At 73.8% G+C, this 25341-nt stretch carries 19 protein-coding genes and 1 pseudogene; 11 read left to right on the forward strand and 9 right to left on the reverse strand.

What is annotated here, in order from left to right:
- Window positions 1-10 precede the first annotated feature (10 nt).
- Complete coding sequence (locus tag OG392_RS29125) at window positions 11-1321, reverse strand: helix-turn-helix domain-containing protein (protein WP_329284254.1); 1311 nt, start codon at window positions 1319-1321, stop codon at window positions 11-13.
- A gap of 309 nt (window positions 1322-1630) precedes the next feature.
- Entirely contained in the window at window positions 1631-3319 is a 1689-nt protein-coding gene (locus OG392_RS29130; protein ID WP_329284255.1) for an acyl-CoA dehydrogenase family protein, read from the reverse strand.
- Window positions 3320-3336: 17 nt separating this feature from the next.
- On the opposite strand from OG392_RS29130, the gene OG392_RS29135 reads away from it, so the two are divergent.
- Window positions 3337-4461, forward strand: coding sequence for a YihY/virulence factor BrkB family protein (locus OG392_RS29135; protein ID WP_329284257.1), 1125 nt, complete (start codon window positions 3337-3339; stop codon window positions 4459-4461).
- A gap of 13 nt (window positions 4462-4474) precedes the next feature.
- Window positions 4475-5269, forward strand: coding sequence for a helix-turn-helix domain-containing protein (locus OG392_RS29140; protein ID WP_329284260.1), 795 nt, complete (start codon window positions 4475-4477; stop codon window positions 5267-5269).
- On the opposite strand, the gene OG392_RS29145 is transcribed toward OG392_RS29140, so the two are convergent.
- Window positions 5197-5607, reverse strand: a complete 411-nt coding sequence (locus tag OG392_RS29145) for a VOC family protein (protein WP_329284263.1) — start codon at window positions 5605-5607, stop codon at window positions 5197-5199. The two genes, OG392_RS29140 and OG392_RS29145, sit on opposite strands and share 73 nt — an antisense overlap.
- Window positions 5608-5984: 377 nt before the next feature.
- Between OG392_RS29145 and rsgA the strand changes: the two genes are divergently transcribed.
- The gene (gene rsgA, locus OG392_RS29150; RefSeq protein WP_329284265.1) at window positions 5985-7094 is read left to right on the forward strand and encodes a ribosome small subunit-dependent GTPase A; all 1110 of its coding nucleotides are present in this window, start codon (window positions 5985-5987) and stop codon (window positions 7092-7094) included.
- 118 nt (window positions 7095-7212) lie between these two features.
- Window positions 7213-8619: a bifunctional transcriptional activator/DNA repair enzyme AdaA gene (locus OG392_RS29155; RefSeq protein WP_443054922.1), complete on the forward strand. Its 1407-nt coding sequence runs from the start codon at window positions 7213-7215 to the stop codon at window positions 8617-8619.
- Here the strand turns inward: OG392_RS29155 and OG392_RS29160 are convergent.
- The 3 genes and pseudogenes from OG392_RS29160 to OG392_RS29170 all read right to left on the reverse strand — a co-directional run.
- Window positions 8540-8920: pseudogene (locus OG392_RS29160) on the reverse strand (PPOX class F420-dependent oxidoreductase); the annotation flags it as partial. The gene OG392_RS29155 and the pseudogene OG392_RS29160 overlap by 80 nt on opposite strands.
- A gap of 94 nt (window positions 8921-9014) precedes the next feature.
- The gene (locus tag OG392_RS29165; RefSeq protein WP_329284269.1) at window positions 9015-9497 is read right to left on the reverse strand and encodes a DUF456 domain-containing protein; all 483 of its coding nucleotides are present in this window, start codon (window positions 9495-9497) and stop codon (window positions 9015-9017) included.
- Window positions 9498-9666: 169 nt separating this feature from the next.
- Entirely contained in the window at window positions 9667-10650 is a 984-nt protein-coding gene (locus tag OG392_RS29170; protein ID WP_329284272.1) for a helix-turn-helix domain-containing protein, read from the reverse strand.
- A gap of 233 nt (window positions 10651-10883) precedes the next feature.
- On the opposite strand from OG392_RS29170, the gene OG392_RS29175 reads away from it, so the two are divergent.
- From OG392_RS29175 to OG392_RS29190, 4 genes are all read left to right on the forward strand, one after another.
- Window positions 10884-14645 carry a S8 family peptidase gene (locus OG392_RS29175; protein ID WP_329284275.1) on the forward strand — a complete coding sequence of 1254 codons (3762 nt, stop codon included), beginning with the start codon at window positions 10884-10886 and terminating at the stop codon, window positions 14643-14645.
- A 123-nt stretch (window positions 14646-14768) separates the two neighbouring features.
- The gene (locus tag OG392_RS29180; RefSeq protein ID WP_329284278.1) at window positions 14769-16229 is read left to right on the forward strand and encodes a protein phosphatase 2C domain-containing protein; all 1461 of its coding nucleotides are present in this window, start codon (window positions 14769-14771) and stop codon (window positions 16227-16229) included.
- Window positions 16230-16270: 41 nt separating this feature from the next.
- A complete protein-coding gene (locus OG392_RS29185; protein WP_329284280.1) occupies window positions 16271-18013 on the forward strand; it encodes a pyruvate dehydrogenase in 1743 nt (580 codons plus the stop codon).
- A gap of 71 nt (window positions 18014-18084) precedes the next feature.
- Complete coding sequence (locus OG392_RS29190; protein ID WP_329284283.1) at window positions 18085-18489, forward strand: ATP-binding protein; 405 nt, start codon at window positions 18085-18087, stop codon at window positions 18487-18489.
- 38 nt (window positions 18490-18527) lie between these two features.
- Here the strand turns inward: OG392_RS29190 and OG392_RS29195 are convergent, their stop codons facing one another.
- Both OG392_RS29195 and OG392_RS29200 read right to left on the reverse strand, forming a co-directional pair.
- On the reverse strand, window positions 18528-19652 hold the full coding sequence (locus tag OG392_RS29195; protein ID WP_329284286.1) for a DUF2637 domain-containing protein: 1125 nt from the start codon (window positions 19650-19652) through the stop codon (window positions 18528-18530).
- A gap of 204 nt (window positions 19653-19856) precedes the next feature.
- Window positions 19857-20723 (reverse strand): (2Fe-2S)-binding protein, encoded by an 867-nt coding sequence (locus OG392_RS29200; RefSeq protein WP_329284287.1) that lies wholly within the window; start codon window positions 20721-20723, stop codon window positions 19857-19859.
- A 194-nt stretch (window positions 20724-20917) separates the two neighbouring features.
- On the opposite strand from OG392_RS29200, the gene OG392_RS29205 reads away from it, so the two are divergent.
- The 3 genes from OG392_RS29205 (at window position 20918) to OG392_RS29215 (ending at window position 24397) form a co-directional block, all read left to right on the forward strand.
- A complete protein-coding gene (locus tag OG392_RS29205) occupies window positions 20918-21877 on the forward strand; it encodes a GntR family transcriptional regulator (RefSeq protein WP_329284291.1) in 960 nt (319 codons plus the stop codon).
- Window positions 21878-21936: 59 nt separating this feature from the next.
- On the forward strand, window positions 21937-22596 hold the full coding sequence (locus tag OG392_RS29210; RefSeq protein ID WP_329284294.1) for a hypothetical protein: 660 nt from the start codon (window positions 21937-21939) through the stop codon (window positions 22594-22596).
- A 124-nt stretch (window positions 22597-22720) separates the two neighbouring features.
- A complete protein-coding gene (locus OG392_RS29215; protein ID WP_329284296.1) occupies window positions 22721-24397 on the forward strand; it encodes a hypothetical protein in 1677 nt (558 codons plus the stop codon).
- Between the two features lie 33 nt (window positions 24398-24430).
- On the opposite strand, the gene OG392_RS29220 is transcribed toward OG392_RS29215, so the two are convergent.
- A complete protein-coding gene (locus OG392_RS29220; RefSeq protein WP_329284298.1) occupies window positions 24431-25219 on the reverse strand; it encodes a hypothetical protein in 789 nt (262 codons plus the stop codon).
- Window positions 25220-25341: the final 122 nt, after the last annotated feature.

The raw sequence follows: 25341 nt of genomic DNA on the forward strand, positions 1-25341 counted from the left end.
CCCGTACGCGCTACGCCCCCCGCGCGCTCGTGCCCGTGCGGGGGCCCCGTACCGCCGGCGCCAGGGAGTGGGGCAGCAGGTCCGCCGGGCGTTCCGGGCGGAGGACCTCCACCGCGACCTCCTCGCTGAAGCGGTACGGACGGTGCGCGAGGACTCCGGCCAGGTTCCGGCGCACCCGGGACATCTCCGCCCGTACGGTCACCGTCCGCGTACGGTCCCCGAACACGTCGTCCGCCAGCTCGGCCGCCGTCCGGCCGTCCCGGTGCAGCGCCAGGACATAGAGGAGCTCCGCGTGCCGGGGGCTCAGCTCCTGCTGCCAGCTGCCTGCCGCACCCGAGACCGACACCGTCCACCGGCGCGGTCTGCTCAGGTCCAGGACCACCCTGCTCGCCGCCGCCGTGCCAGGCTCCTCCGCGGGCGTCTCGTCCTCGACCCGGAGCAGCCAGCCGCCCGGCAGCGGCTCCACCGCGCACACGCCGAGCGAGGGCAGCCACATCCGGCCGGACCGGAAGGACTTCGGCAGCGTGATCCGGTCCACCGGCGCGAGCCCCGTCACCGCCGCCGTCCAGCCGTGGGTGTCCACCGCGACGGCCCGGCCGCCCACCCGGCACAGGATCGGCGCGGCCACCGCCCGCAGCCGCTCGACCGAGCGGCGGTGCCGCTCCCGCATCTCCGCCTCGGCGAGCTGGGCCACCGAACCGACCAGGGCCAGCATCGCCGGATGGAAACTGGACGCCGGGCCGCTGACGTCCAGGATGCCGAGCAGCCGCCGGTCGCGCGGGTCGTGCACCGGCGCGGCGGCGCAGGTCCAGTTGTGGAGCGCCTGGACGTAGTGCTCGGCGGAGTGCACCTGGACCGCCCGGCCCATGGCGAGGGCGGTGCCGACCGCGTTCGTCCCGGTGGTGCGCTCGGTCCAGGCGGCGCCCTCCTCCAGGCAGATGCCGTTGGCCTGCCGCATCACCGACAGGTTCCCCTGCCGCCACAGCACCCGGCCGTGCTCGTCGGTGACCACCATGATCTGGAGGGAGGTGTCGGCGATGCCGGCGAGACCACAGCTGAGCGTCTGCATGACCTCGGAGAGGAGCGTGGTTCTGCGCCGCTCCTCCAGCTCGTCGCGCTGGAGCAGCACGCTGTTCGTGCCCTGGTCGGGGTCGAGCCCCAGCCGGGCCATCCGCTGCCAGGACGCGTCGATCACCGCGCGGGGCGCGATCGGCGGCCTCCGGCCGGCGAGCGTCTCCTCGCGGACCCGGTGGAGCAGCCGGGTGGCCTGGGCGGCGTCCATGGCGGCGAGGCGCTTCATGTCGAGCTGCGTGTTATTCATCGGTCTCTCCCAGCCACCCGGGGTGCTGTATCGGTTCTGCACGGGGCAGATGTCCGGAGTGTCGGTGCCCATCGTGCCGTTCGGAACGGTCCGGCGAGGCCCGGTTCGGGTAATCCTGCAACCCTTTGCAACTCTGGTCGCCGACCGGACCCCTGGGCGAAGCTGGTGAGAGCGGCGGGTGGTGCCGTGTCGGCGCAGCACCACCCCCGCTTTTCCGCGCGTGCCGACCCTTGTGGTCCACCCCTGGTACGCGCGGCGAACTTCCCCGGCCGCGCGGTGAACTCCCCCCCCCCGGGTGCACGGAGCCGCTCAGACCTCCACGCGTGCCCGCTCCACGAGCGCCCGCAGGTCCAGCGTGTGCGGCAGGGTCCCGAACGCCGCACCCCCGTCCCCGCCCAGCCGCGCCGCGCAGAACGCGTCCGCGACCTCCGGCGGCGCCCACCGCACGAGCAGCGCCCCCTGGAGGACGAGCGCGAGCCGCTCCGTGAGCCGCCGCGCCCGCGCCTCGATCCCGTCCAGGTCCGCCAGTTCGACGAGCAGCCCCCGGATCGCCCGGTCGAGCCGGTGGTCGGCGCCCCGCGCGGCGCCGACCTCCCGCAGGAACGCGTCCAGCGCGGCGGGCTCCGTCCGCAGCGCCCGGACCACGTCGAGCGCCTGGACGTTCCCCGAACCCTCCCAGACCGAGTTGAGCGGCGACTCCCGCAGCAGCCGGGGCATCCCGGACTCCTCCACGTACCCGTTGCCGCCCAGGCACTCCAGCGCCTCCGCCACCATCGGCGTGCACCGCTTCGTGACCCAGTACTTCGCCGCCGGAACGGCGATACGGAGCAAGGCCCGCTCACGCTCGGCGTGGTTGCCGCCGTCGGTCTCGCCGGCGCGATCGGTTGCGGTGCCGCCCCCGGCGGCGTCGTAGGCCGCCGCGAGACGCATGCCCAGGACCGTCGCCGCCTCCGACTCCAGAGCCAGGTCCGCGAGGACGTTGCGCATCAGCGGCTTCTCGATCAGCGCCCCGCCGAAGGCCTCGCGGTACGCGCAGTGGTGCACGGCCTGCGCCACCGCCTGACGCATCAGCGCCGCCGAACCGAGGACGCAGTCGAGCCGGGTCGCCGCCACCATGCCCATGATCGTGCGGAGCCCGCGCCCCTCCTCGCCGATCCGGCGCGCCCAGGTCGTCCCGTCGAACTCCACCTCGGCGGAGGCGTTCGAACGGTTGCCCAGTTTGTCCTTGAGGCGCTGGATCGCGAACGCGTTGCGCGAGCCGTCCCCGAGGACCCGCGGCACCAGGAGACAGGTGGGGCCCGCCGGGGCCTGCGCGAGGACCAGGAAGGCGTCCGACATCGGCGCCGAACAGAACCACTTGTGCCCCGTCAGGACGTACTCGCCGTCGGCCGCCAGCGGGTGCGCCTCCGTCGTGTTCGCCCGGAGGTCGCTGCCGCCCTGCTTCTCCGTCATCGCCATCCCGAGCAGCACGCCCGGCTTCTCCGCGACCGGGCGGAGCTCCCGCTCGTACACGTGCGAGGTCGCCGCCGGCTCCCACACCTCGGCGACCTCCGGCTCGGCCCGCAGCGTGGGCACGGCGGCGTGCGTCATCGACAGCGGGCAGCTGTGCCCCGCCTCCGCCTGGGACACCACCAGGAGCCCGGCGGCCCGGCGCACATGACCACCCGGCCTGCCCCACGCGTCCGTCAGGCCGGCCCCCACCGACTTGCCGAGGAGCCGGTGCCAGGCCGGATCGAAGTCGACCTCGTCGACGCGGTGGCCGTACCGGTCGTGGGTCCGCAGCCGCGGCGGGTTCGCGTTCGCCCGCTCGCCCCACTCCCGGACCTGCGCCGAACCGGCCGCCCGGCCGAGCACGACGAGGTCCTCGCGCACCTCCGTCCGGAGCTCCGGCGCGAGGTGCCGTTCGACCGCCTCCGTCAGGACGTGATCGGTCAGGAAGACGTCGTACCCGACCAGGGGCGGAGCCTGGTTGGTCACGGTGTGGGTGCTCGCTGCCATGCCGATACGGTAAGCAGGTGCAGGCAGCAAGCGAAACACCCGAACGGCCCGAGCGGCGGCCCTGGAGCAGGCTCCACCGCGCGCGCGTCCTCTACCGCAACGTCTCGAAGCGGAAGATGGTCTGGCTGCTCCTCAAGGACACCGTCAACTCGTGCATCGAGTACCGGATCCTCGGCCTCGCCGCCGAGGCCGCGTTCTTCACCCTGCTGTCGCTGCCGCCGCTGCTCCTCGGCCTGATCGCCCTGCTCGGCTACGCCGACGACTGGACCAACACGGACACCGTGGCGAGCATCCAGGAGAACATCCTCCGCGCCGCCGGAACGGTCCTCTCGGACCGGGGCGTCGAGGAGATCGCCAAACCGGTCCTCGACGACGTGACCCAGGGCAAACGCCCCGACCTGATCTCCCTCGGTTTCGCGATCGCCCTCTGGTCCGGCTCGCGCGCGGTGAACGTCTTCATCGACACCATCACCGTCATGTACGGGCTCGACGGCCACCGGGGCATCGTGAAGACCCGGCTCCTCGCCTTCCTGCTCTACATCGTGGCCCTGCTCATCGGCGCCGTCGTCCTGCCCCTCGCGGTGGTCGGCCCCGACCGGGTCGTCGAACTCGTCCCCTGGGGCACCGAGGTCGTGTCCGTCCTCTACTGGCCGGCCGTCATCCTGCTCTCCATCGCCTTCCTCACCACGCTGTACCACGTGTCCGTGCCCGTCAGATCGCCGTGGATCGAGGACATCCCGGGCGCCCTCGTCGCGCTCGGGATGTGGGTCCTGGGCAGCTTCCTGCTGCGCATCTACCTCACCAGCCAGGTCGAGGGACCGACGATCTACGGCTCCCTCGCCGCCCCCATCGCCGTCCTCCTCTGGATCGGCATCTCGGCCTTCGCCGTCCTGGTCGGCGCCGCCGTGAACGCCGCCATCGACCGCGTCTGGCCCTCCGTCGCCACCGCCGCGGCCCGCGAGGCCAACGAGCGGGCCCGCGCCGTCCAGGCGGCGGAACTCGTCGCACGCGTGCGTGCGGAGGCGGAGGACGTCGACGAGGACGACCCGGACATGCCGTCCGAGTTCCCCGAGCGCTGGTCCAGGTTCCTGCCCCCGGACGACGTGAAGTCCCGCCTCCACTCCGGCTGGGAGAAGGAATGACCCGGGAGGGGGAATGACCCGGGAGAGGGAACGACGGACCGGCGGGGCTTATTTTCGAGGTGTGTACGAGGAGCGCCCCGCCCTGCTCGACGGAGCCGTCCTGTGGACCCGGACCGCCGGCCCCGCCACGGACGCCGTCCGGCCCGTCCTGCCCGACGGCTGCATGGACCTGATCTGGGCCGACGGACGGCTCCTCGTCGCCGGACCTGACACACACGCGTACGTACCGGGGGAGGTCGCCGCGCGGTACGCGGGAATCCGCTTCGCCCCCGGTGACGCGCCCGGGTTCCTCGGCGTCCCGGCCCATGAACTCCGCGACCGGCGTGTCGCCCTCGGCGCGCTCTGGGGCGAGGCCGAGGCGCGGCGGCTCGGCGAGCGGATCACCGACGCCCCCGACCCGGCGCGCGCCCTGGACGAAGCCGTCCGGCTCCGGGCCGCGGGCGCCCCGGCGTCCGATCCGGTGCTGCGGGCCGTGGTGGCGCGCCTCGCGGCCGGCCGGTCGGTCGCCGAGACCGCCGACGCGGTCGGGATCGGCGCCCGGCAGCTGCACCGGCGCTCCCTGGACGCCTTCGGCTACGGCCCCAAGACGCTCGCCCGCGTCCTCCGGCTCCAGCGGGCCCTCGCCCTGGTCCTGGCAGGGGCGCCGTACGCCGAGGCGGCCGTTCGCGCGGGCTGCGCCGACCAGGCGCACCTCGCCCGCGAGACCAGGGCGCTGGCCGGGACGACGCTCGGTGCCTACGTGGCGGGCGCGGCGGAGTCGGCGAACAGCGAGACGCCCGAACCGTCCGGGTCGAGGACCACGGCGTAACGCTGTCCCCAGACCGCGTCCCAGGGCTTCAGATGGCCCCGGTACCCGGCGGCGACCAGCTCGTCGTAGGCCGCGTCCACGGCCTCCGGCGTGGCGCAGCGGAAGGCGAGCTCGATGCGGTTGCCGCCCTCGGGCCGCCGCCATCCGGGGTCGAAGGAGCGCACGACGTCCTCCGTGTCCCAGGCGATCCGCGGTCCGCCGGGCAGCGCGATCTCCACGTGCGGGGCCGACTCGGCCCCGTCCGGGATCTCCAGGCCGAGACGGCGGTAGAAGGCGAGCGAGGCGGCCATGTCGGAGACGACGACGCCGATGAGGTCGAGGCGGAGTGCTGTGTTCATGGGAGCACGGTAGGCACGCGGCTCCCGCCGGGTCTTGTACGAATCGGACGCGGACTCCGGCAGGGAACGGCGCGGGCGCCGGGTCACGCGCCCCCTCCCGCCCCTGCTCGCAGTGGCCGGAAAGCAGGTTCACGGTGGCCGGAAAAAACCTGTGGTGCTTGCCGGTGCGATCCGGCTACGGTCTCACCCGTACACGGTCGCGACAGCGCGAGCGTGACGAGATCGCGCGAAAAGACGCACAGGAGGTGTGACCGATGGCTGTCATCACGACGGGCCTTGCCCTCACGCAGAAGTTCATCCACACCACCTCCGTGGCCACCGGCTGACCTCACCGTTCCGACACACAGCGCCGGGGCCACCCCTGTGAAGGGTCCCCCTTGTCTTTCCCGCTTTCCCGCCCCACCTCTTCCTCCTCCCTCGACGCCCACGGCTGGGACTCCGGCTGGGCCGACGGCTTCGCCCCGTACACCGCCCAGGGACTCGTCCCCGGCCGGGTGATCCGGGTCGACCGCGGTCAGTGCGACGTCGCCACCGCCGACGGGATCGTGCGCGCCGACACGGCGTTCGTGACCCCGCACGACCCGCTCCGGGTCATCTGCACCGGCGACTGGGCCGCCATCGACCCCGAGGGCGCCGGCGACCCCCGCTACGTACGGGCGTGTCTCCCGCGCCGTACGGCCTTCGCGCGGTCCACCTCGTCCAAGCGGTCCGAGGGCCAGATCCTCGCCGCCAACGTCGACCACGCCGTCATCACCGTCTCGCTCGCCGTCGAGCTCGACCTCGGCCGCATCGAGCGCTTCCTCGCCCTGGCCTGGGAGTCCGGCGCCCAGCCGACCGTCGTCCTCAGCAAGGCGGACCTCGTGCCCGACCCCGTCGGGCTGTCCTACCTCGTCGAGGACGTCGAGACGGTCGCCCCCGGCGTCCAGGTCGTGCCCCTGAGCTCGACCACGGGAGAGGGCCTCGACGTGCTGTCCGCGGTGATCGCGGGCGGTACGACCGTGCTGCTCGGCGTCTCCGGCGCCGGGAAGTCGACCCTCGCCAACGCCCTGGTCGGCGAGGACGTCATGGACGTCCAGGCCGCCCGTGACATCGACGGCAAGGGCCGTCACACCACCACCACCCGCAACCTCTTCGTCCTCCCGACCGGAGGAGTCCTCATCGACACCCCCGGACTGCGCGGAGTCGGCCTCTGGGACGCCGAGACCGGCGTCGGCCAGGTCTTCTCGGAGATCGAGGAACTGGCCGGGAACTGCCGCTTCCACGACTGCGCCCACGAGTCGGAGCCCGGCTGCGCGGTGGCCGCCGCGATCGAGGACGGCTCCCTGCCGGTGCGCCGCCTGGAGAGCTACCGCAAGCTGATCCGCGAGAACCAGCGGATCGTGGCCAAGACCGACGCCCGCGTGCGCAGCGAGATCCTCAAGGACTGGAAGCGCAAGGGCGCCGAGGGCCGCCACGCCATGGAGATGAAGCGCGGGCGCGTCCGGTAACGGGCCGGGGTGCGCGGGCACGGGGGAGTGGGCGCCGGCCGGCCGCCCTCCCCGCTCCCGCAACGCCCTGTCCGAAAACCGCGAGCCGGGGGTCGTCGGCCGTCGCACACTGGGAGACGTGAAGGACGACGACACCCGCTACGAGGCGGTCAGCAGCCGGGACGCGCGGTTCGACGGAGAGTTCTTCTTCGCCGTCCGCACCACCGGCATCTACTGCCGCCCCAGCTGCCCCGCCGTCACCCCCAAACGGCAGAACGTCGCGTTCTTCCCGACGGCCGCCGCCGCCCAGGGCCACGGCTTCCGGGCCTGCCGCCGCTGCCGTCCGGACGCCGTGCCCGGCTCCGCCGCCTGGGACGTCCGGGCCGACGTCGTGGGACGCGCCGTGCGAATGATCGGCGACGGCGTCGTCGACCGCGAGGGCGTACCCGGCCTGGCCGGACGCCTCGGCTACAGCACCCGGCAGGTGCAGCGCCAGCTCACCGCCGAGCTGGGTGCCGGGCCCGTCGCGCTCGCCCGCGCCCAGCGGGCGCACACCGCCCGGCTGCTCCTCCAGACCACCGGGCTGCCGGTGACCGAGATCGCCTTCGCGGCCGGCTTCGCCAGCGTCCGCCAGTTCAACGAGACGATCCGCGCCGTCTACGCCCGCACCCCCAGCGCCCTGCGCGCCGAGGCGGGCAGCGGTGCCGGAGCGCGTACCGCGCTCGCCGCCGGGGTGCCCCTGCGGCTCGCCCACCGGGGTCCCTACGCGGCCGACGAGGTCTTCGACCTGCTCGCAGCCGAGGCCGTGCCCCGCGTGGAGGAGGTCGTCGGCACCCCTGGCGGCCGTACCTACCGGCGCACCCTCCGTCTCCCGTACGGCACCGGGATCGTCTCCGTCGACGAGCGCTCCGCCGGGCGCTGGCTGGAGGCCCGGATCCACCTCACCGAGCTGCGCGACCTGACCACCGCCGTGCACCGGCTGCGCCGCCTCTTCGACCTGGACGCCGACCCGTACGCGGTCGCCGAGCGGCTCGGCGCCGCGCCCGGGCTCGCCGCCGAGGTGGCCGCGCGGCCCGGCGTACGGTCCCCGGGAACGGCCGAGCCGGAGGAGTTCGCCCTGCGGACACTGCTCGGCGCGGCGGAGTCCGCCCGGGTCGTCGAGGCGCACGGCACCCCGCTGGCCACCGGCTGCGGCAGCCTCACCCATGTCTTCCCGGAGCCCCGGGCGCTGGCCGGCCACCCGGTCGCGGGCGCGCTGGCCCGCGCGCTCGCCGACGGAGCCGTACGCCTCGACCCCGGCGCCGACCGCGACGAGGCCGAGTCCGCCCTCCGTGCCGTCCCCGGAGTGACCGCCGAGGCCGCGGCCCTCATCCGGATGCGGGCCCTCGGCGACCCCGACGTACCCCCGGCGGGTGTCCCGGCCACGGAGGAGTGGCGGCCCTGGCGCTCGTACGCCGCCCGCTACCTCAGGACTCCGCTCCCGGGGACTCCTCGAGACCCCAGCTGTGGATCCGGCGCGGACGGATCCGGATCACCTCCTCGCTGAAGTGCGCGCCCAGCGCGTGCGGGCCGACCAGGAGCTCCGCCTCGCCCCGGATCTCGACGCCCCGCACCCGCCAGGGGCGGACGCTCGCCAGATCGTCCACGACCAGCGCCACCTTCGGGTTCTCCCGCAGATTGCGCCACTTCTTCGTCCGGCCCATCGCGAGGCCGCCGACGAGGACGGTGCCGTCCTCCTGCGGGAAGAAGCCCACCGGATTGACCTGGGGCTGACCGGAAGGGTCGACCGTGGCCATCCGGGCGAGCTGCCGGCCGCCCGTGAGATAGGCGCGTTCCGCCGCACTGAAGCCTCGAAATCCCTCATGGGACCAGCATCGTGCAGCCGGACCCGGCGCGGATCGGCGGCCGGGCCCATCCCTCCTCCCCCCTGAGACCTAGGTCTCAGCCCCAGAGCACCGCCCCCGCCCACGCCCCGACGACGAGGAGGCAGGCGAACAGCTCCACGAGGACGCTCGTGCCGGCCGCCCGCATCACCGTCCGGGTCGCCGCCCCGGCCTGGCCGTGGCCGCCCAGCCGGAGGCGTTCCGAGAGGTAGATCCCTCCGACGAAGCCGGGGATCGCGCCGAGCACCGGCACCAGGACGAAGCCCAGGAGCGCGCCCGCACCCGCGTACGTCACCATCCGCCGGGTGATGCCCACGCCCCGGAAGCGACGGGGTGGCAGCTGCCAGACGACCACCTGGGTGAGCAGCAGCAGACCGGTCGTGGAGGCGAGCAGGAGCCAGGCGAGGTCGGTCCGCTCGTGCAGGGACCACCAGAGCATCGCGGCCCACACCAGCCACGTCCCCGGCACGCCGGGCGCCAGTACCCCGAACACGCCGAGCAGCATCACCGTCGCGATCATCAGGAGCTGCCACACACCCACGCGCCCAGGGTCCCCCACAACCGGCGTCCGCGCAGGTCGCGGCGGGCATCCGGGGAGGGCTCGGGGGACCGGCACGCGGGGCGGGGCGGGCGCGGGGCGCGGGGCGCGGGGCCGCGGTGCGGGGCGGGGCGGGCGCGGTGCGCGGGGCGGGCGGCGCCGTCCCGCCCGCTCAGCCGCGCGCCACCCAGCCCTTCTCGTACGCGTGCCAGCCCAGCTGCAGCCGGGTCGTCACCCCGGTCAGCTCCATCAGGCCCTTCACCCGGCGCTGCACCGTCCGGAGCCCCAGGTCCAGCTGCTTGGCCACGCTCGCGTCCGTCATCCCGGCGAGCAGCAGCGACAGGATCTCCAGGTCCATGACGTCCGGGCCGGGCGCCTCCTCCTCGGTGATCTGGGCGCCCGCCCCGAGTCTCAGCGGCAGCGCCTCCCGCCACACCGACTCGAACAGGCCCATCAGCGATTCCAGGAGCCCGCTCGCGTGCACGACGATCGCCGCCGGTTCCGCTCCCCGCCCGGTCAGCGGCACCATCGCCAGGTTCCCGTCGGCGACCACCAGCTTCGTCGGGACCCGGTCCGCGACCCGGATCCGCTCCTCACGGCCGAGCGCCGCCGAGAGTTCGAGCAGCCCGGACGGGAGCGTCAGCACATCCCGCTCGATCACCACCCGGTAGCGCACCCCCCGCCCGGCGGCCTGCTCCTCCGCGTCGTTCTCCATGCCGGAGACCGCGATCGGCTTGCCCGTCACCAGGGCGCAGACCTCCTCCTGCGCGCCCAGCTGGAGCTGGAGGAAGCGGTGGGTGACGGCGCTCGCGCCGGTCACCACCTCCACCAGATCGTGCACGGCCGCCTCCGCCGCCTCCGCCCGGTACTCCTCGGCCAGCAGCGCCGCCGCCAGCTCCGCCTGCTCCAGCTCGTGCCGCTGCTGGGTGAGGAGGGCGCCCAGGGCCACCCCCGGCGGCGCCGCCACCCACCGTCCGGTCCTGGCCGAGGACTGTGCGGCGAGGCCCTGCGACTCCAGGCGGCGCAACGCCCGCTCGGTGTCCTGCTCGGGCAGCGCGAGCCGGTGCGCCAGGTCGGTCACCTCGGCCGCGCCCAGCGCGACCAGCGCCCGGTACGCGGACTCCTGGCGCTCATCGAGTCCTATCGCTCCCAGCATGGATGCCCCACCCCTCGCCCTACCTCCGGCGACGCGCCCCGGATCTTCCCAGGACCTTCACCGGAGGCATTCGTTCCGTTGGTGACCTGGCGGGAAACGGCCACGGCGTATTCCCGCCTCGTCCATCATCCCTGTACCGCCCTCACCTCTGCCAATGTGGCGCCACCGCAGCACCAACAGCCTCCGGAGACGGGTGTCTTGTGCCCTTTTTCCGGAATCAGATGGGGAGAGCGATGCGTCCGATTTCGCGTACGGCCCTGGGAGCGGCGACCGCCGTCGTCCTGGCCGTCACCGCGGTCGCGCCGTCCGTGGCGAACGAGCCGCAGGACGACACGGCCGGCAAGCGACCGCTCGTGGGGAGCGAGGCCGCGGCCCGCGCCGGGGACCGTCCCGTCACCGTGACCCTGGTCACCGGGGACCGTGTCCTCGTCAGCCGCGACGCGGACGGCAACTCCTCCGCCACCGCCCTGCCGCGCGAGGACGGGACCGTCCCCCTGGTCCAGACCCGTCGCTCCGGCCAGGACCTTTACGTCTACCCCGAGGCCGCCGCCGACGCGCTCGCGGCGGACCGCGTCGACCAGGAGCTCTTCAACGTCACCGGCCTCGTCCGGCAGGGCTACGACGACGCCGCCACCACGACACTGCCCCTCATCGCGGTCTACGGCTCCGACCTCGCCCGCTCCGTCCCCACCGCCCCGCGCGGCGCGCGGCGCGGCCAGGTCCTCAGGGCCGTCGACGGCGTCGCGCTCAAGGCGGAGAAGAAACAGGCCGCCACGTTCTGGGCCGAGGTGAACACCCCCACGGCCCGCTCCGCCTCCGGAATCAAGAAGCTCTGGCTCGACCGCAAGGTCCGGGCCTCCCTTGAGCGCTCGACGAAGCAGGTCCACGCCCCCGAGGCCTGGGCCGCCGGCTACGACGGCACGGGCACCAAGGTCGCCGTACTCGACACCGGCGCCGACGCCGAGCACCCCGACCTCAAGGGCCGGATCGCCGCCTCGGAGAACTTCACCGACTCCGACTCCACCGACGACCGCCAGGGCCACGGCACCCACACCCTCTCCACCGTGGGCGGCTCAGGAGCCGCGAGCGACGGCAAGAAGAAGGGCGTCGCCCCCGGCGCGGCCCTCCTCAACGGCAAGGTCCTCAACGACTCCGGCTCCGGCGCCGCCTCCTGGATCATCGCCGGCATGGAATGGGCCGTCGCCCAGGGCGCCGACGTCGTCTCGATGAGCCTCGGCAGCCCCGAACCGACCGACTGCACGGACCCGATGAGCCTCGCCGCCGAACAACTCGCGCAGAGCAAGGGCACGTTGTTCGTGATCGCCGCCGGCAACTCGGGTCCCACCCTCAACACGGTCTCCTCGCCCGGCTGTGCGCCCGGCGTCCTCACCGTCGGCGCCACCGACCGCGACGACTCCACCGCGTACTTCTCCAGCCGCGGCCCCACGATCGTCAACCACACCCTCAAGCCCGAGATCGCGGCGCCCGGCGTCGGCATCTCCGCCGCCGCGGCCGGCGGCCGCGGCGTCTACGCCTACCAGTCCATGTCCGGTACGTCGATGGCCACCCCGCACGTCGCGGGCGCCGCCGCCATCGTCAAGCAGCGCCACCCCGACTGGACCGCCCAGCAGATCAAGGCCGCGCTCGTCGCCTCCGCCGAGAGCTCCGTCCCCGGCGACGTCCGCGAGGTCGGCGGCGGTCGCCTCGACGTCAAGGCCGCGATCGACCAGACGGTCCTCGGCTCGCCCGCCGTCCAGGGCGGCACCTACGACTGGCCGCAGGACAGGACCGACCGCACCACGGTCTCCGTCCCCTACACCAACACCTCCGGCGGCCCGGTCACCCTGAACCTGGCCGTCGAGAAGGTCACCGGCAACGACGGCTCCACCGTGCGGAGCACGGTCGCCCGCCTCGGGAAGCGCACCGTGACCGTGCCCGCCGGCGCCACCGTCCAGGTCCCCCTCGACCTCGACCCCACGGCCCGCCTCGACCGCGCCCAGTACGGCGACGTCACCGGCCGGGTGATCGCCACCAGCAGGGGCGGCATCCACGTCTCCACACCGTTCTCGCTCTACGTCGAGCCCGAAACAGTCACCCTCCGCGTCAAGTTGATTGACCGTCAGGGAAATCCCGCGGACGGAGCCTCCTCCCTCGACGTCATCGGCACCGACGTCGCCAGCGGTGAGCGACGCTTCAACGACGGAGCCGTCGACCAGGTCTACCGGGTGCGCCCCGGCAGCTACTTCCTCTCCTCCTTCGTCGCCACCCCCGACGCGGGTGAGACCGCCACGCTGAACGACTCGCTCAGCTACCTCGGCCGCCCGCAACTGGAGGTCAAGAAGGACACCACCGTCGTCCTCGACGCCCGCAAGGCCCACAGGCTGGCGGTCGCGACCGACAAGCCGTCCGAACTCCGCGGCGCCACCCTCGCGTTCGCCCGCTCCTGGGACGGCTTCTGGATGCACGCCGGAACCGCAGCCGGTCCGCGCACCATCCGCGGCTACTACGCCTCGGTCGAAGGCGGCGCCGACGAGGGCGACTTCGAGTTCGGCAGCTACTGGCGCACCGCGGCCCCGCAGATCACCTCGCTGCGCACCACCGACGGTCTGACCCTGCACCCGCTCACCGCGTCCACCGGCTCCGACAACCTCGACGGCACCGGCTCCGCCCGGCTCGCCGACGCGGGGACCGGCACCCCGGACGAGCTGACCGCCGCGGGCGTCAAGGGCCGCATCGCCCTCGTCCGGCTGCCCGACGACTCCACCAACGCGGGCGCCCTCGCCCGGGACGCCAAGGCGGCCGGCGCCGTCGGCGTGATCGTCCACCACACGACACCCGAACGCTGGTACCCCGGCGGCTCGTTCACCGGCCTCGGACTGCCCGTCCTCTCCGTCCCCCCGGGAGAGGCGGCGGCCCTCCGCGGCAGGCTCGCGGCCGGCGAGGTCACGCTCGGCTGGAAGGCCACCGCGAAGAGCCCGTACTCCTACAGCCTGGCCTTCCCCGAGTCCGGCTCCGTCCGCGACGCCAGGACCTACCGCGTCCGGGACGACCGCCTCGGCCGCAAGGACGCCCGCTTCGGATCCGCCGGAATCGGCACCGACTTCCTGTACTTCGCGGACGCCCACCGGCCGAACGGCACCCGCGTCTCCTTCGGCTCGCTGGAGACCGTCCCCGCGCCCGGCAGCCGCACCGACCTCTACACGACCGGCGACACCGCCTGGAGCGAGATGGTCGGCAGCAGCTTCCCCTTCGGTGAGCTGATGATCGGCGCCCCCCACACGTACCGGTCCGGCGAGAAGCGCACCGAGAACTGGTACGACGGCGTCATCGCCCCCACCGCTCCCCGCGACTCCGAGGGCGAGCCGGTGCTCGTCTCCGAGCGCCAGGGCAACCTGATCGGCTTCGCGGACGCCATGTGGGGCGACAGCACCCACCATGCCGAGCCCGGCTCCTTCGGTGACATCGGCAGCCTGAGCCTCAGCCGCGACGGTGAGCTCCTCGGCCGGACCGGATGGCCGTTCGGAGTCTTCGAGGTGCCGGCCGAAGCGGGGACGTACACGCTCGAACAGAACACCATGAAGATCGGCAGCAAGGTGTGGGCCCGCTCCACCTCCGTCAACTCGGTATGGAAATTCACCTCCAAGCTTGACGAGAGCGTCTATTCTCAGGGCATCCCGATTCTCTTCCCCCGGTACGACCTTCCGGAGGACGGACTCAAGACCCTCGCCGCGACCGACGGCCAGCACATCGGCCTCACCGCGACGGGTCACGCGGGCTACACCCCCGCGGCGCTCACCTCGGCCAAGCTCGCGTACTCCTACGACGGAGGCGCGACCTGGACCGAAGCGCAGGTCTCTCAGCAGGGCGGCCACTGGACCGCGACCGTGAACCACACGGGAGCGACCGGTGAACAGGTCACCCTGAGGACCGAACTGACGGACGCCAACGGCAACTCCGTCACCCAGACCGTGGTCCGCGCCTACGACGTGCGCTGATCACGCCGGTCCGCCGGGCGTCCTTCCCGTGGGGGGTGGGGCCGCCCGGCGGACCACTCATTCGCGGCGACGGTTTTCCTGATGTCCCGTTTTCGGGCGCCCCGTGCGGTGGACAATAAGGGCATGACTCAGCAGGGGGACGACAACTGGTGGGACAAGCTCTACGACGAGTCGGCGCCGGACACGGCCCCGACGGCGTCGGGTGACACCCTCGACGACCACTTCACCACGGCGACCCGGGCCACCACGGGCCCGCCGGGCACGGCTCGGGCACCGAAGCCCGAGGACACCCCGGGCCCCCTCGGCCCGCCGCCCGGCCCCGCAGCACCCCTCGTGCCCGGGCCGGCGCCCTGGGAGGCGCGCCAGGAGGGCCCGCAGACTTTTCCCGCCCCGCCGCCGCCACCTCCGCCCGCCCCGCCGGCCGAGACGCCCACGGTGCAGGTCCAGATGCCCGCGGGCCTGGACGACCGGGAGACGGCCGGGACCGAGCCCGGGGACGACTCCGGGTACGGGGACGAGGCGTCGGCCGAGGGTCCCGGCTCCGATTCCGGGTCCGGCCCCGGCCTCACCGTCGAGGTCTCCGTACCCCGGCCCCGTACCGGATACGTCGGGAGCCGGCCGCCCACCTACGAGTCCGAGCCGACGGCGCTGCCCGTCGCCCGGCCCGGGGAACTCGGCGAGCTGGTGGCCGACACCGTGCTCGACGGCGCCCGGTACGGCACCTGCACCCTGCGGGCCGCCTCCGTGCGCGGCGACTCCGCGCGGTACCGGGGCGAGCCCCGCCGCGACGCCCTGCTCACCGCCCGTTTCGGCCACGACGAGACCGCGCTCGTCCTCGTCGCCGTCGCCGCGGGCTCCCGCGCCGCCGAGGACGCCCACCTCGCCGCCGCCGACGCCTGCCAGTGGATCGCCGAGGCCGTCTGCCGCAGCCATGCCCGGCTCTCCGAGGACATCAGGTCCGGCCGCCGCGGCGACCTCAAGTCGGGACTGCACCGGCTCACCGACCGCACCTACGGCAAGCTCCGCAGCCGCGCCGCCGAGCGCGGCCTCGCCCCCGACGAGTACACCGCGACCCTCCGCTGCCTGCTGGTCCCCGCCGACCCCGACTGCCGCACCCGCGTCTTCTTCGGCATCGGCGGCGGTGGCCTCTTCCGGCTCCGCGACGGCTCCTGGCAGGACATCGAACCGCTCCTGCCCGAGCCGGCCGCCGTCACCGGCGCCCCCGTGGTGGGCTTCGGCTCGCCGCCCCCTCCGGACGTCGCCGCCGAGACCGAGGAGGGCGACCGGCTCACCATGGACCTCGGCATCACGACCGCTCCGGGACCCCTCGTCGAGGAGCCCGTACCGCCGCCCGCCGAGCCGTTCCGCTTCCGCGCCTCCGTCGCCCGCCCCGGCGACACCCTGCTCCTCGCCTCGCCCGGCCTCGCCGAGCCGATGCGCGGCGAACCCGCCCTCGCCCGCGAGCTCGCCGCCCGCTGGACCGACGCCGAGGCGCCCGGCCTGGCCGCCTTCCTCGCCGACACCCAGCTGAGGGTCACCGGCTACGCCGACGACCGCACGGGGGTGGGTGTCTGGGAGGCGTAACCCACCGGGCGAGACCCGCCACGCCGTGGGTTGATGGACTCATGGCCAAACAGAACGTGGCGGAGCAGTTCGTCGACATCCTCGTCCGCGCGGGAGTCCGGCGCCTGTACGGCGTCGTCGGTGACAGCCTGAATCCGGTCGTCGACGCGATCCGCCGTACGCCCTCGCTCGACTGGATCCAGGTGCGGCACGAGGAGGTCGCGGCCTTCGCCGCCGGAGCCGAGGCCCAGATCACCGGCGGCCTCGCCGCCTGCGCCGGCTCCTGCGGCCCGGGGAACCTGCACCTCATCAACGGCCTCTACGACGCCCACCGCTCGATGGCCCCGGTCCTGGCCCTCGCCTCGCACATCCCGTCGAGCGAGATCGGCCTGAGCTACTTCCAGGAGACCCACCCCGACCAGCTGTTCCGCGAGTGCAGCCACTACAGCGAACTCATCTCCAACCCGCGCCAGATGCCCCGGCTGCTCCACACCGCGATCCAGCACGCGGTCGGCCGCGGCGGCGTCAGCGTGGTCTCGCTGCCCGGCGACATCGCCTCCCAGCCGGCCCCGGAGAAGGCCGTGGAGACCGCGCTCGTCACCTCCCGGCCGACCGTCCGACCGGGGGACGCCGAGATCGACGCCCTGGTCCGGATGATCGACGCGGCGGACCGGGTGACGCTCTTCTGCGGCAGCGGGACGGCCGGGGCGCACCCCGAGGTGATGCAGTTCGCCGAGCGGATCAAGTCACCGGTCGGCCACGCCCTGCGGGGCAAGGAGTGGATCCAGTACGACAACCCGTACGACGTCGGGATGAGCGGACTGCTCGGCTACGGCGCCGCGTACGAGGCCACGCACGAGTGCGATCTGCTGATCCTGCTCGGCACCGACTTCCCGTACAACGCCTTCCTGCCCGACGACGTCAAGATCGTGCAGGTGGACGTCCGGCCCGAGCACCTCGGCCGCCGCTCCCGGCTCGACCTCGCCGTCTGGGGCGATGTCCGCGAGACCCTGCGCTGTGTGACCCCCCGGGTCAGGGCGAAGACCGACCGGCGCTTCCTCGACAAGATGCTCAAGAAGCACGCCGACGCGCTCGAAGGCGTGGTCAAGGCCTACACCCGCAAGGTCGAGAAGCACGTCCCGATCCACCCCGAGTACGTGGCCTCCGTGATCGACGAACTCGCCGACGACGACGCCGTGTTCACCGTGGACACCGGGATGTGCAACGTCTGGGCGGCCCGCTACCTCACTCCCAACGGGCGGCGCAGGATCATCGGTTCGTTCAGTCACGGATCGATGGCGAACGCGCTGCCGCAGGCCATCGGCGCCCAGTTCACCGACCGGAACCGGCAGGTCGTCTCGCTCTCCGGCGACGGCGGATTCTCCATGCTGATGGGCGACTTCCTCACCCTCGTGCAGTACGACCTGCCCGTGAAGGTGATCGTCTTCAACAACTCCGCCCTCGGCATGGTCGAGCTTGAGATGCTGGTCTCCGGGCTTCCCTCGTACGGAACGACGAACAAGAACCCGGATTTCGCGGCCATCGCCCGCGCCGCCGGGGCCTACGGCGTGCGGGTCGAGAAGCCCAAGCACCTGGCGAGCGCCCTCAAGGACGCCTTCAAGCACAAGGGCCCGGCCCTGGTGGACGTCGTCACCGACCCCAACGCGCTCTCCATTCCCCCGAAGATCAGCGCCGACATGGTGACCGGCTTCGCCCTCTCCGCCAGCAAGATCGTCCTGGACGGGGGTGTGGGCCGGATGGTCCAGATGGCCCGCTCCAACCTGCGCAATGTGCCCCGACTCTGAGGGAATGCGGGCGTTTTGGCGGGGCATGCATCCCCGTGAGCCTGTTCGACGCGATCTGTGGGTGGGGGGATATGGCCGGGGAGGCACGACAGCCGACTCAACTGCTCAGAAAGGTGGGATGCGCGGATCTCACCGCGGTGCCGGAGGTGCGGCACGCCTTGCGGGAAATGCTGCGGAGATGGGGCCGACCGGGCGACTCCGACGTGGCGGAACTCCTCACCAGCGAGCTGGTGACCAACGCCCTGATCCACACCGAGCACGGGGCCGTCGTGACCGCGACGGTCGTGCCCGAGCAGCTGAGGGTCGAGGTCCGCGACTTCGTCCCCGGGCTCGCGCCACCGCACGTACCGCCCGCCGACGACGGTACGCACGGCAGGGGGCTGATCCTGGTGGAGGCCCTGGCCGACTCCTGGGGAGTCGAGAACCACGGGGTGGGCAAGGTGGTGTGGTTCGAACTGAACGGCGGGGCCGCCTGAGGGGCGGCCCCGCCGGTGTGTGGTGGGTGGACCGGTGCTCAGCCGAACTGCTGCTCCAGGTCCTTGAGCTTGCGCTCCAGGGAGTCGAGCCGGGGCAGTGCCTGGGTGTCGTCCTCCGCGGTGAGGTCCACCGTCCGGGAGTCGCCCGTGTGGCCGTCACGGCCTCTTACGGCTTGCAGGGAGGGCCGGGGTCGAAGCGGCAGTTGTCCGGGATCCGCTATGGCCGGTTCCGCGACGGCGGCCTGCACGGACGCCGTCGCGGAACCGGAACCCGAGCCGCTGCCCGGCCCCGAACCCGGGCCCGCGCCGGAGCCCGAGGTGGCGTTGAGCGCCGCCATCTCCACCTGACGGCCGCCGCCCCTGCCGAGCCCGAAGGCGCGGTGCTGGCGGTTGATCGCCTTCAGCCGTGCCCGGTCGAGCTTGACCTGGTCGCGTCGGCGGATCCGGTTCTGCTCCTTCTCCCGCCGGTCCTCGCGCACCTCGTCGACGGCCTCGTCCAGGGTCCGTACGCCCTCCAGGAGCATCAGCGACCAGGCGGCGAACGTCTCCCGTGGTGCTCTCATCCACCGCACGATCCTGATCTGCGGCAGCGGGCGGGGCACCAGGCCCTGCTCGCGGAGCGCGGCCCTGCGGGTCTGCTTGAGCGCCCGGTCGAAGAGGACCGCTGCCGAGAGGGACATGCCCGCGAAGAACTGCGGCGCACCGTCGTGACCCAGGCCGCGCGGGGCGTGCACCCAGTTGAACCAGGCCGCGGCGCCCGCGAACAGCCAGACGAGCAGCCGCGAGCCGAGGGCCGCGTCACCATGGCTGGCCTCGCGGACCGCGAGCACCGAGCAGAACATGGCGGCGCCGTCGAGGCCGAAGGGGACGAGGTACTCCCAGCCCCCGGTGAGGTTGAGGTTCTGCCGGCCGAAGCCGACGAGTCCGTGGAAGGAGAGGGCCGCGGCCACCGCGGCACAGCAGAAGAGGAGGACGTAGGAAGCGGTGCCGTACACGGCTTCCTTGCGTCTGCGGCGCTCCTCGCTGCGTTCCCAGGAGTCCTCGGCCGCGGCCTGGTCACCGGCGCGCTTCCCGCGCGCGAGCACCGCCACCGCCGTCAGGACTCCGGCCACCATGACGCCGCCCGGAAGCAGCCAGTCCAGCGATATGTCGGTCAGTCTCATGCGGTGTCCCTTGCATCGCAGTAGGGCGTTTGGCGGCCCATACTGGCCGACCCCGCGGGGCGCTCAAGGGGTTTCCGGGCAAGAGCACGCCATCGGGGCGCCAGGGCATACGAATAGGGGCGATCTGATCGAACGGCCATGCGGGGAAAGGGGTATGAGTTCGAATGACGCCACCCTCGCGGGTGGCGTCATCACTCAGCATCCTCAGGCGGTCGCCGCCAGCCGACGGACCCGGTCGGCATCGCACGTGCGCGGACAGGTGATGCAGGTGTCCTCGGGGCGCAGCGTGTAGAAGAAGCAGCAGGTCGCCCGGTCGCGCGTGGCGCGCGGGGTGCCGTCCGGCCCCTCGGTGCCGGGCAGTTCACGGAAGCCCGCCGCGCCCGCGTAGGGCTTGTACGGCTTGGCGGTGCCCGGCATCAGGAGGTCGAGCTCGGCCATCGCCCGCGGCTCCTCGCCGAAGAGGGCGCCGACGTACCAGAGGCCCTCGACGATCTCGTCCGTGGCCATCCCCCACAGGGCGCGGCGGCCGCGCCGCATCCGGGAGCCGAAGCCGTCGAGGATCGCCTCGAAGTGCTCGGCGAGCGAGGCGCGGACCTCGGCCCGCAGCGCCTCCTCGTCGGCGACGACCCGGGCGCCGGGGAGCGATGCCGCGGGGTCGCCGGGCAGGCAGGCGAACTCCTCCACCCGGACGGCCATGCGCCCGAGCGCCCGCTGGAACGACACGTTCCGTGCGGGCAGCCGGGGCACCCTGCGGTCCAGGAACCAGGGGACGGTGACGAGCAGACAGGCGGGCCAGGCATACCGGTGCAGTCCGAAGCTGGCGACGACGTCGGGGCGGGCCTGGGTGCCGTAGTCGCGCAGCACCTGGGCGTTGTCCCAGGCGAGGAAGGCGTCGAGGTCGGGACCGCCGGCCGCGAGCTCGTCCGCGCCGACCCAGCCCGCGCCGCGCGGCAGGCGTTCGCCGCTGACGTGTTCCTCTATCCGGAGATGGGGGAAGACCTCGGCGAGCCGGGCGTACGAGGCCGCGACGGGCGAGGTCGGAGAGGCGGGCAACAGGGCGGGGACGGTCATGCGGACCACCGAATCGCGAGCGTTGGCAGGTTAGCCTTACCTTACCCGATTCGGGGTCGCCTCTCACCACCGGCCGCGGGCCCCTCACCAGCGAGGCAGTCCTCACACTCCTGATGCCGGTCCGTTCGCCTATGGTGCACAGGGGACCCGCGCGACGCGAGCCGGGCCCGGCACGAGGCCGCAGGAGGACCCGGGTGGAGCAGGGCGCAGCGCGCGAGCGGGCGACGGAGAGGCCGTCCCCGCCCCTCGGCGACGCCGCCCGGGAACCGGAGGAGGCCGTCCGGGTGCCGGAGCAGGCGCGCGGCGCCGACCGGCCTCCGGGGGACACCGAGCAGCCCCTCGGCGCCAGCCGGCCCGGCGGTTCCGAGGTCGTGCGCGTCGACGGCACCTCTGCCGGGCCCGCCCGCGCCCCGGCCGTGCCTGCCGCGTCCGCCCGGGGGGAGCACACCCACGGTGAGCCGGATCCTTCCCGCCCCGCCCCCGAGCCCGGCGTCGCCCCGGCCGCCAGGCCCGCTCCCGTCCCCGCCCCCCGCGTCGTACGGCACTCCGTCCGCGGCCAGATCCTCGACGCGCTCCGCACCGCCCTCGTCGGCGGCGAGCTCGTCCCCGGCGAGGTGTACTCCGCCCCCGCCCTCGGCGAGAGGTTCGGCGTCTCGGCCACCCCGGTCCGCGAGGCCATGCAGCGCCTCGCCGTCGAGGGCGCCGTCGAGGTCGTGCCGAACCGCGGCTTCCGCGTCACCGAGCGGACCCCGCGCGAACTCGCCGAACTCGCCGAGGTCCGTGCGCTCATCGAGGTCCCCGTCATGCTGCGGCTCGCCCGTACCGTCCCGGCCGGGCGCTGGGCCGATCTCCGCCCGCTCGCCGAGGCGACCTCGACCGCGGCGGCCCGGGGCGACCGGGCCCACTACGCCGAGGCCGACCGGGCCTTCCACCGGGCCGTCCTCTCCCTCGCGGGGAACGAGCAGCTGCTCGCCGTCGCCGACGACCTCCACCGCCGCTCCCAATGGCCCCTGATCAGCGCGCCGGTCGTCCGCCACGGTGTGCTCGTCGCCGACGCCGCCGAGCACACCGCCCTGCTCGACGCCCTGATCGCCCAGGACCTCACGGTCGTCGAGTCCCTCGTCCGCGAACACTTCACCGGCTCGAACGCCTGACCCCACCGCCCGCTAGGGTTGACGATCATGTCGATCGTCAGCGGTGCGGGGGAGTCAGGATGAGGGCAGGCGCACGGGGGATCGCCGTGGCCGCGGCCATGGTGGCCGCGCTCACGGGATGCGGGGGCGGCGACGGAACAGGCGCGGGCGCCGGGGCCGACACCATCCCCGGGGTCACGGACGGCAAGGAGAAGGTGCGGCCGGCCACGCTGGACGCGACCGGGCTGATCAGCGCCCTGCCGGTGCCCTCGGAGTTCAGTGACGGCACGTACACCGAAGGAGACGCCGAGCTGGTCCCGGCGGGCGAGGCCGCGAAGTTCTGCGCCGACCGGCTGGAGGACGTGGACTGCGCCGGAGTGACCGCCGCGAGCATCAAGGACCTGGTCCTCGCCAACTCTCCCTCGGACCAGGGCGCCACGTTCACGCTCTACACCTTCGCCACGGAGGAGCAGGCCACCGCCGTGCTCAAGGCGGTGGAGAAGAAGAGGACTTCGTCGAGCGGCACGTCCGGCACCTTCGAGCCGGTGAAGGCCGAGACCGGCGCCGACGAGACGTACGCCTTCCAGCGGGACGACTTCGTCGGCGTCTACATGCGCATCGGCACCGTGGTGTCCTACGTGAGCACCCTGGAGTTCGGCCCCGAGAACGCGGAGCGCGCCGCCCAGGTCCAGGTCGGCCGGTTCAAGGTCGTCGCCGGCGGCGGCAACCCCGACCTCTGACCCGCACCGAGAACCCCGCGGAAGCTCCCGAAGACCGTCCCCGCGACGGGCGGTCCCCAGGGGCCCGCGCCCACTAAGGTCAAGGGCGACAGCCGCCCGTACCGCGTCGCCCGTGAGGTGCCCCATGCCGTCCGCGACCCCGTCCCCGGCGGACGGAGGCCGACCCGTCACCGGTACGGAGACCGAGGCCACCGCCCTGCTCGGCTGGCTCACCGATCCCGAGGCGCCCCGGCTCTGCCTCGTCACCGGTGCCCCCGGCAGCGGGAAGACGGCTCTGCTCGGCTGGTTCGCCAAACACGGCCCGCGGGCCGGCCGGCCGCGCCGCCGCACGGCCCGGGTGCTCGTCCCGCTCGCCGGACAGAGCGCCCTCGGCGCGACCTGGACGATCGCCGACCGTCTCGGTGTGGTGGCGCGGTCGCCCGGCGACCTCGTGCACGCCCTCGCCACCAGCGAGGCCCGGCCCGCCGGCCGCGCCGTCCTCCTCCTCACCGATCTGCACGCCGCCGCCGAACCCGCCGCGCTCACCGACCTGATCGCCGAACTCGCGGGCGTCGGCCGGGTCCGCCTCGTGGTCGAGGCCCGCAGCGGCACCCCGGCCCCCGCCGCCCTGCGCACCGACCGGCGGGTCGCCGTCGTGGACCTCGACGGCGACGCCGACACCGCCGGCCCCGGCGCCCCCGAGCGGGACCGGCCGCTGCCGGACCTCTCCGACCCGGTCGCCGTCTGCACGGCCGACCCCCTGCTCGTCACCACGGCGTACGTCACGGGGGCGGCGGCCGCCGGTCTCCCGGGCACGCTCGACGGGCCCGAGGTGCCCGCCCGGCCCGGCGAGAACGCCGCCGAGGACCACGGCGGGCTCCGGGCCGCCTGGATGCGGGCCGGCCAGTCCCTCTGCCGCGAACAGGCACCGGCCGAAAGGGCGTTGGTACTGCTCTCTGCGCTCGGAGACGGTGCCGACCCCCGGCTGCGCCCGGCACTCGCCGAACTCGCGGAGGGCTCGCCCTGGAGGCTCCGCTGGGCCCGGCACCGCGGCGATCTGACCCCGCCCTGGCCGGGTCCCGTCACCGTCCTCGGCGCGGCCGGCGGGCCGTTGGAGGGGACGCTGCTCGTCGGCGACCGCACCGGCGCCGTACGGCTGCTCCACGAGGCCGACGCGAGCCCGGCGGGCCGCCTCGCCCACACCGTGCCCGGCCGGGTCACGGCCCTCGCGCCCGCGCCCGACGGCACGGTGCTGCTCCTGGACGACCGGGGCCGGCTGCACACCGTACGGGGAACGACGCCGCGGGCCCCGTATCTGGAGCGCCTCACGGAGGCCGTCTCGGCGACCCTGGCCCGTCACCCGGGAACGGCCCTCGCGGCGATCGCCGGTTCGGTCGTGGTGGGGGACCGGCTCGGCTCGGTGCACGCCTTCGGTCTGCGGGGCCTGCACCAGGCGGCGTCGCACAGCGGGCGGGTCACGGCGGTCGCGGCGGTGGAGTCCGAGACCCCGTTCGTCTGCTCCGGCGGCGCCGACGGGACCGTCCGGCTCTGGACCCCGGGCCGCGATCCGCGCCCCGAACCCCTCGTCGAACGGCCCTCGCCGGTGGTCTCCCTGCACGCCACGGAGACCCCGCACGGTCCGCTGATCGCCGTCGCCTGGGGCGACGGCCTCGTCGAACTCCACCACCCGGAGGGCGGCCCGACGTTCTCGTTCCGCCCGGGCCCCCCGGTCCGCGCGGTTGCCGTCACCGGCGCCGGCTCGCTGCTCATCGGCACCGACGAGAGCCTGGTGTGCGTCGCGCCGCGACGTCCGGTCGCCTGAGGGGATGCCAAAAGCCCCTCGGTCAAAGCGACTTCAGGTCGCCGGCTGGGGTGTCAGCTGGCTCGCGAGCCAGGTCGGCACGCCGCCCAGGAGGCGGAACAGACGGCGGGCCTCGGCGCGCAGCCGACCCGCCTCCGGTTCCGTCTCCGTGGTGGCGAGGGCGGTGAGGGCCGGAGCCGTACCGACCAGATAGCCCAACTCCTCGCGGATGCGCAGCGATTCGGCGAAGCCGTGCCGCGCCTCCGCCAACTCGCCCTCGCGCAGCGCGAGTCCGGCGAGATGCCGCCAAGTGGAGGACAGCAGCAGTGAGTCGCCCTGCGCGGTGGCTCCGGCGTGTGCCCTGCGGTACGCGGCGCGGGCCGCCTGCGGCGAGTCGCCGAGGTTCTGCGCGATGAGCCCGCGCCGCAGATCGAGCAGCGGCCTGCCCTCGGCGGACGGGGCGATCAGGGCGGCCGCCCTGCCCAGAGCCATCCGTGCCTCGTCGGCCCGGTCGCGTACGCCCAGAAGTGTCGACGCGTAGGCCAGATAGCCGCGTTCGCAGGCGGCGGCCCCGCGTTCCTCGTCGGTGCCGGCCACCGCCTCGGCCGCCCGGAGCGCATCCTCCGCGTCGGCCCAGCCCTGTTCCGTGTAGAGGCAGCGCTCGATCAGCAACGCGGCCCGTTCGAGTGCGGCAGCCGGTTCGGTCGCGTGGGGCGCGAGCAGCGCGGCCGCGTCCGTCCAGCAACCCCGGGAGCGGAGACGCCATATGGCGGTCTCCACGGGAGTCTCCTTGCCGTAGGCGAGGGACGGATCTTCGCCGCCCCTTGATTCGGAACCAGACATGGCGGTATCCGCCACATTGCCCTCCCCGAGCGCGCCATTGAGCTGTTGAGTGAGACCCGCATCTCAGCACGAAGGGGAGTACCTGGCCAAGGGGTCAGGTGAAAGAATTCACAAGAGTCCGG

The sequence above is a fragment of the Streptomyces sp. NBC_00691 genome (assembly GCF_036226665.1).
Classification (GTDB): Bacteria; Actinomycetota; Actinomycetes; order Streptomycetales; family Streptomycetaceae; genus Streptomyces.

Excerpts from the sequence above, each read along its gene's own strand:
- OG392_RS29125 (WP_329284254.1), bottom strand. The coding sequence starts at position 1,321 with ATGAATAACACGCAGCTCGACATGAAGCGCCTCGCCGCCATGGACGCC.
- OG392_RS29130 (WP_329284255.1), bottom strand. The coding sequence starts at position 3,319 with ATGGCAGCGAGCACCCACACCGTGACCAACCAGGCTCCGCCCCTGGTC.
- OG392_RS29140 (WP_329284260.1), top strand. The coding sequence starts at position 4,475 with ATGACCCGGGAGAGGGAACGACGGACCGGCGGGGCTTATTTTCGAGGT.
- OG392_RS29145 (WP_329284263.1), bottom strand. The coding sequence starts at position 5,607 with ATGAACACAGCACTCCGCCTCGACCTCATCGGCGTCGTCGTCTCCGAC.
- OG392_RS29170 (WP_329284272.1), bottom strand. The coding sequence starts at position 10,650 with ATGCTGGGAGCGATAGGACTCGATGAGCGCCAGGAGTCCGCGTACCGG.
- OG392_RS29175 (WP_329284275.1), top strand. The coding sequence starts at position 10,884 with ATGCGTCCGATTTCGCGTACGGCCCTGGGAGCGGCGACCGCCGTCGTC.
- OG392_RS29180 (WP_329284278.1), top strand. The coding sequence starts at position 14,769 with ATGACTCAGCAGGGGGACGACAACTGGTGGGACAAGCTCTACGACGAG.
- OG392_RS29185 (WP_329284280.1), top strand. The coding sequence starts at position 16,271 with ATGGCCAAACAGAACGTGGCGGAGCAGTTCGTCGACATCCTCGTCCGC.
- OG392_RS29190 (WP_329284283.1), top strand. The coding sequence starts at position 18,085 with ATGGCCGGGGAGGCACGACAGCCGACTCAACTGCTCAGAAAGGTGGGA.
- OG392_RS29195 (WP_329284286.1), bottom strand. The coding sequence starts at position 19,652 with ATGAGACTGACCGACATATCGCTGGACTGGCTGCTTCCGGGCGGCGTC.
- OG392_RS29200 (WP_329284287.1), bottom strand. The coding sequence starts at position 20,723 with ATGACCGTCCCCGCCCTGTTGCCCGCCTCTCCGACCTCGCCCGTCGCG.
- OG392_RS29210 (WP_329284294.1), top strand. The coding sequence starts at position 21,937 with ATGAGGGCAGGCGCACGGGGGATCGCCGTGGCCGCGGCCATGGTGGCC.
- OG392_RS29215 (WP_329284296.1), top strand. The coding sequence starts at position 22,721 with ATGCCGTCCGCGACCCCGTCCCCGGCGGACGGAGGCCGACCCGTCACC.
- OG392_RS29220 (WP_329284298.1), bottom strand. The coding sequence starts at position 25,219 with ATGTCTGGTTCCGAATCAAGGGGCGGCGAAGATCCGTCCCTCGCCTAC.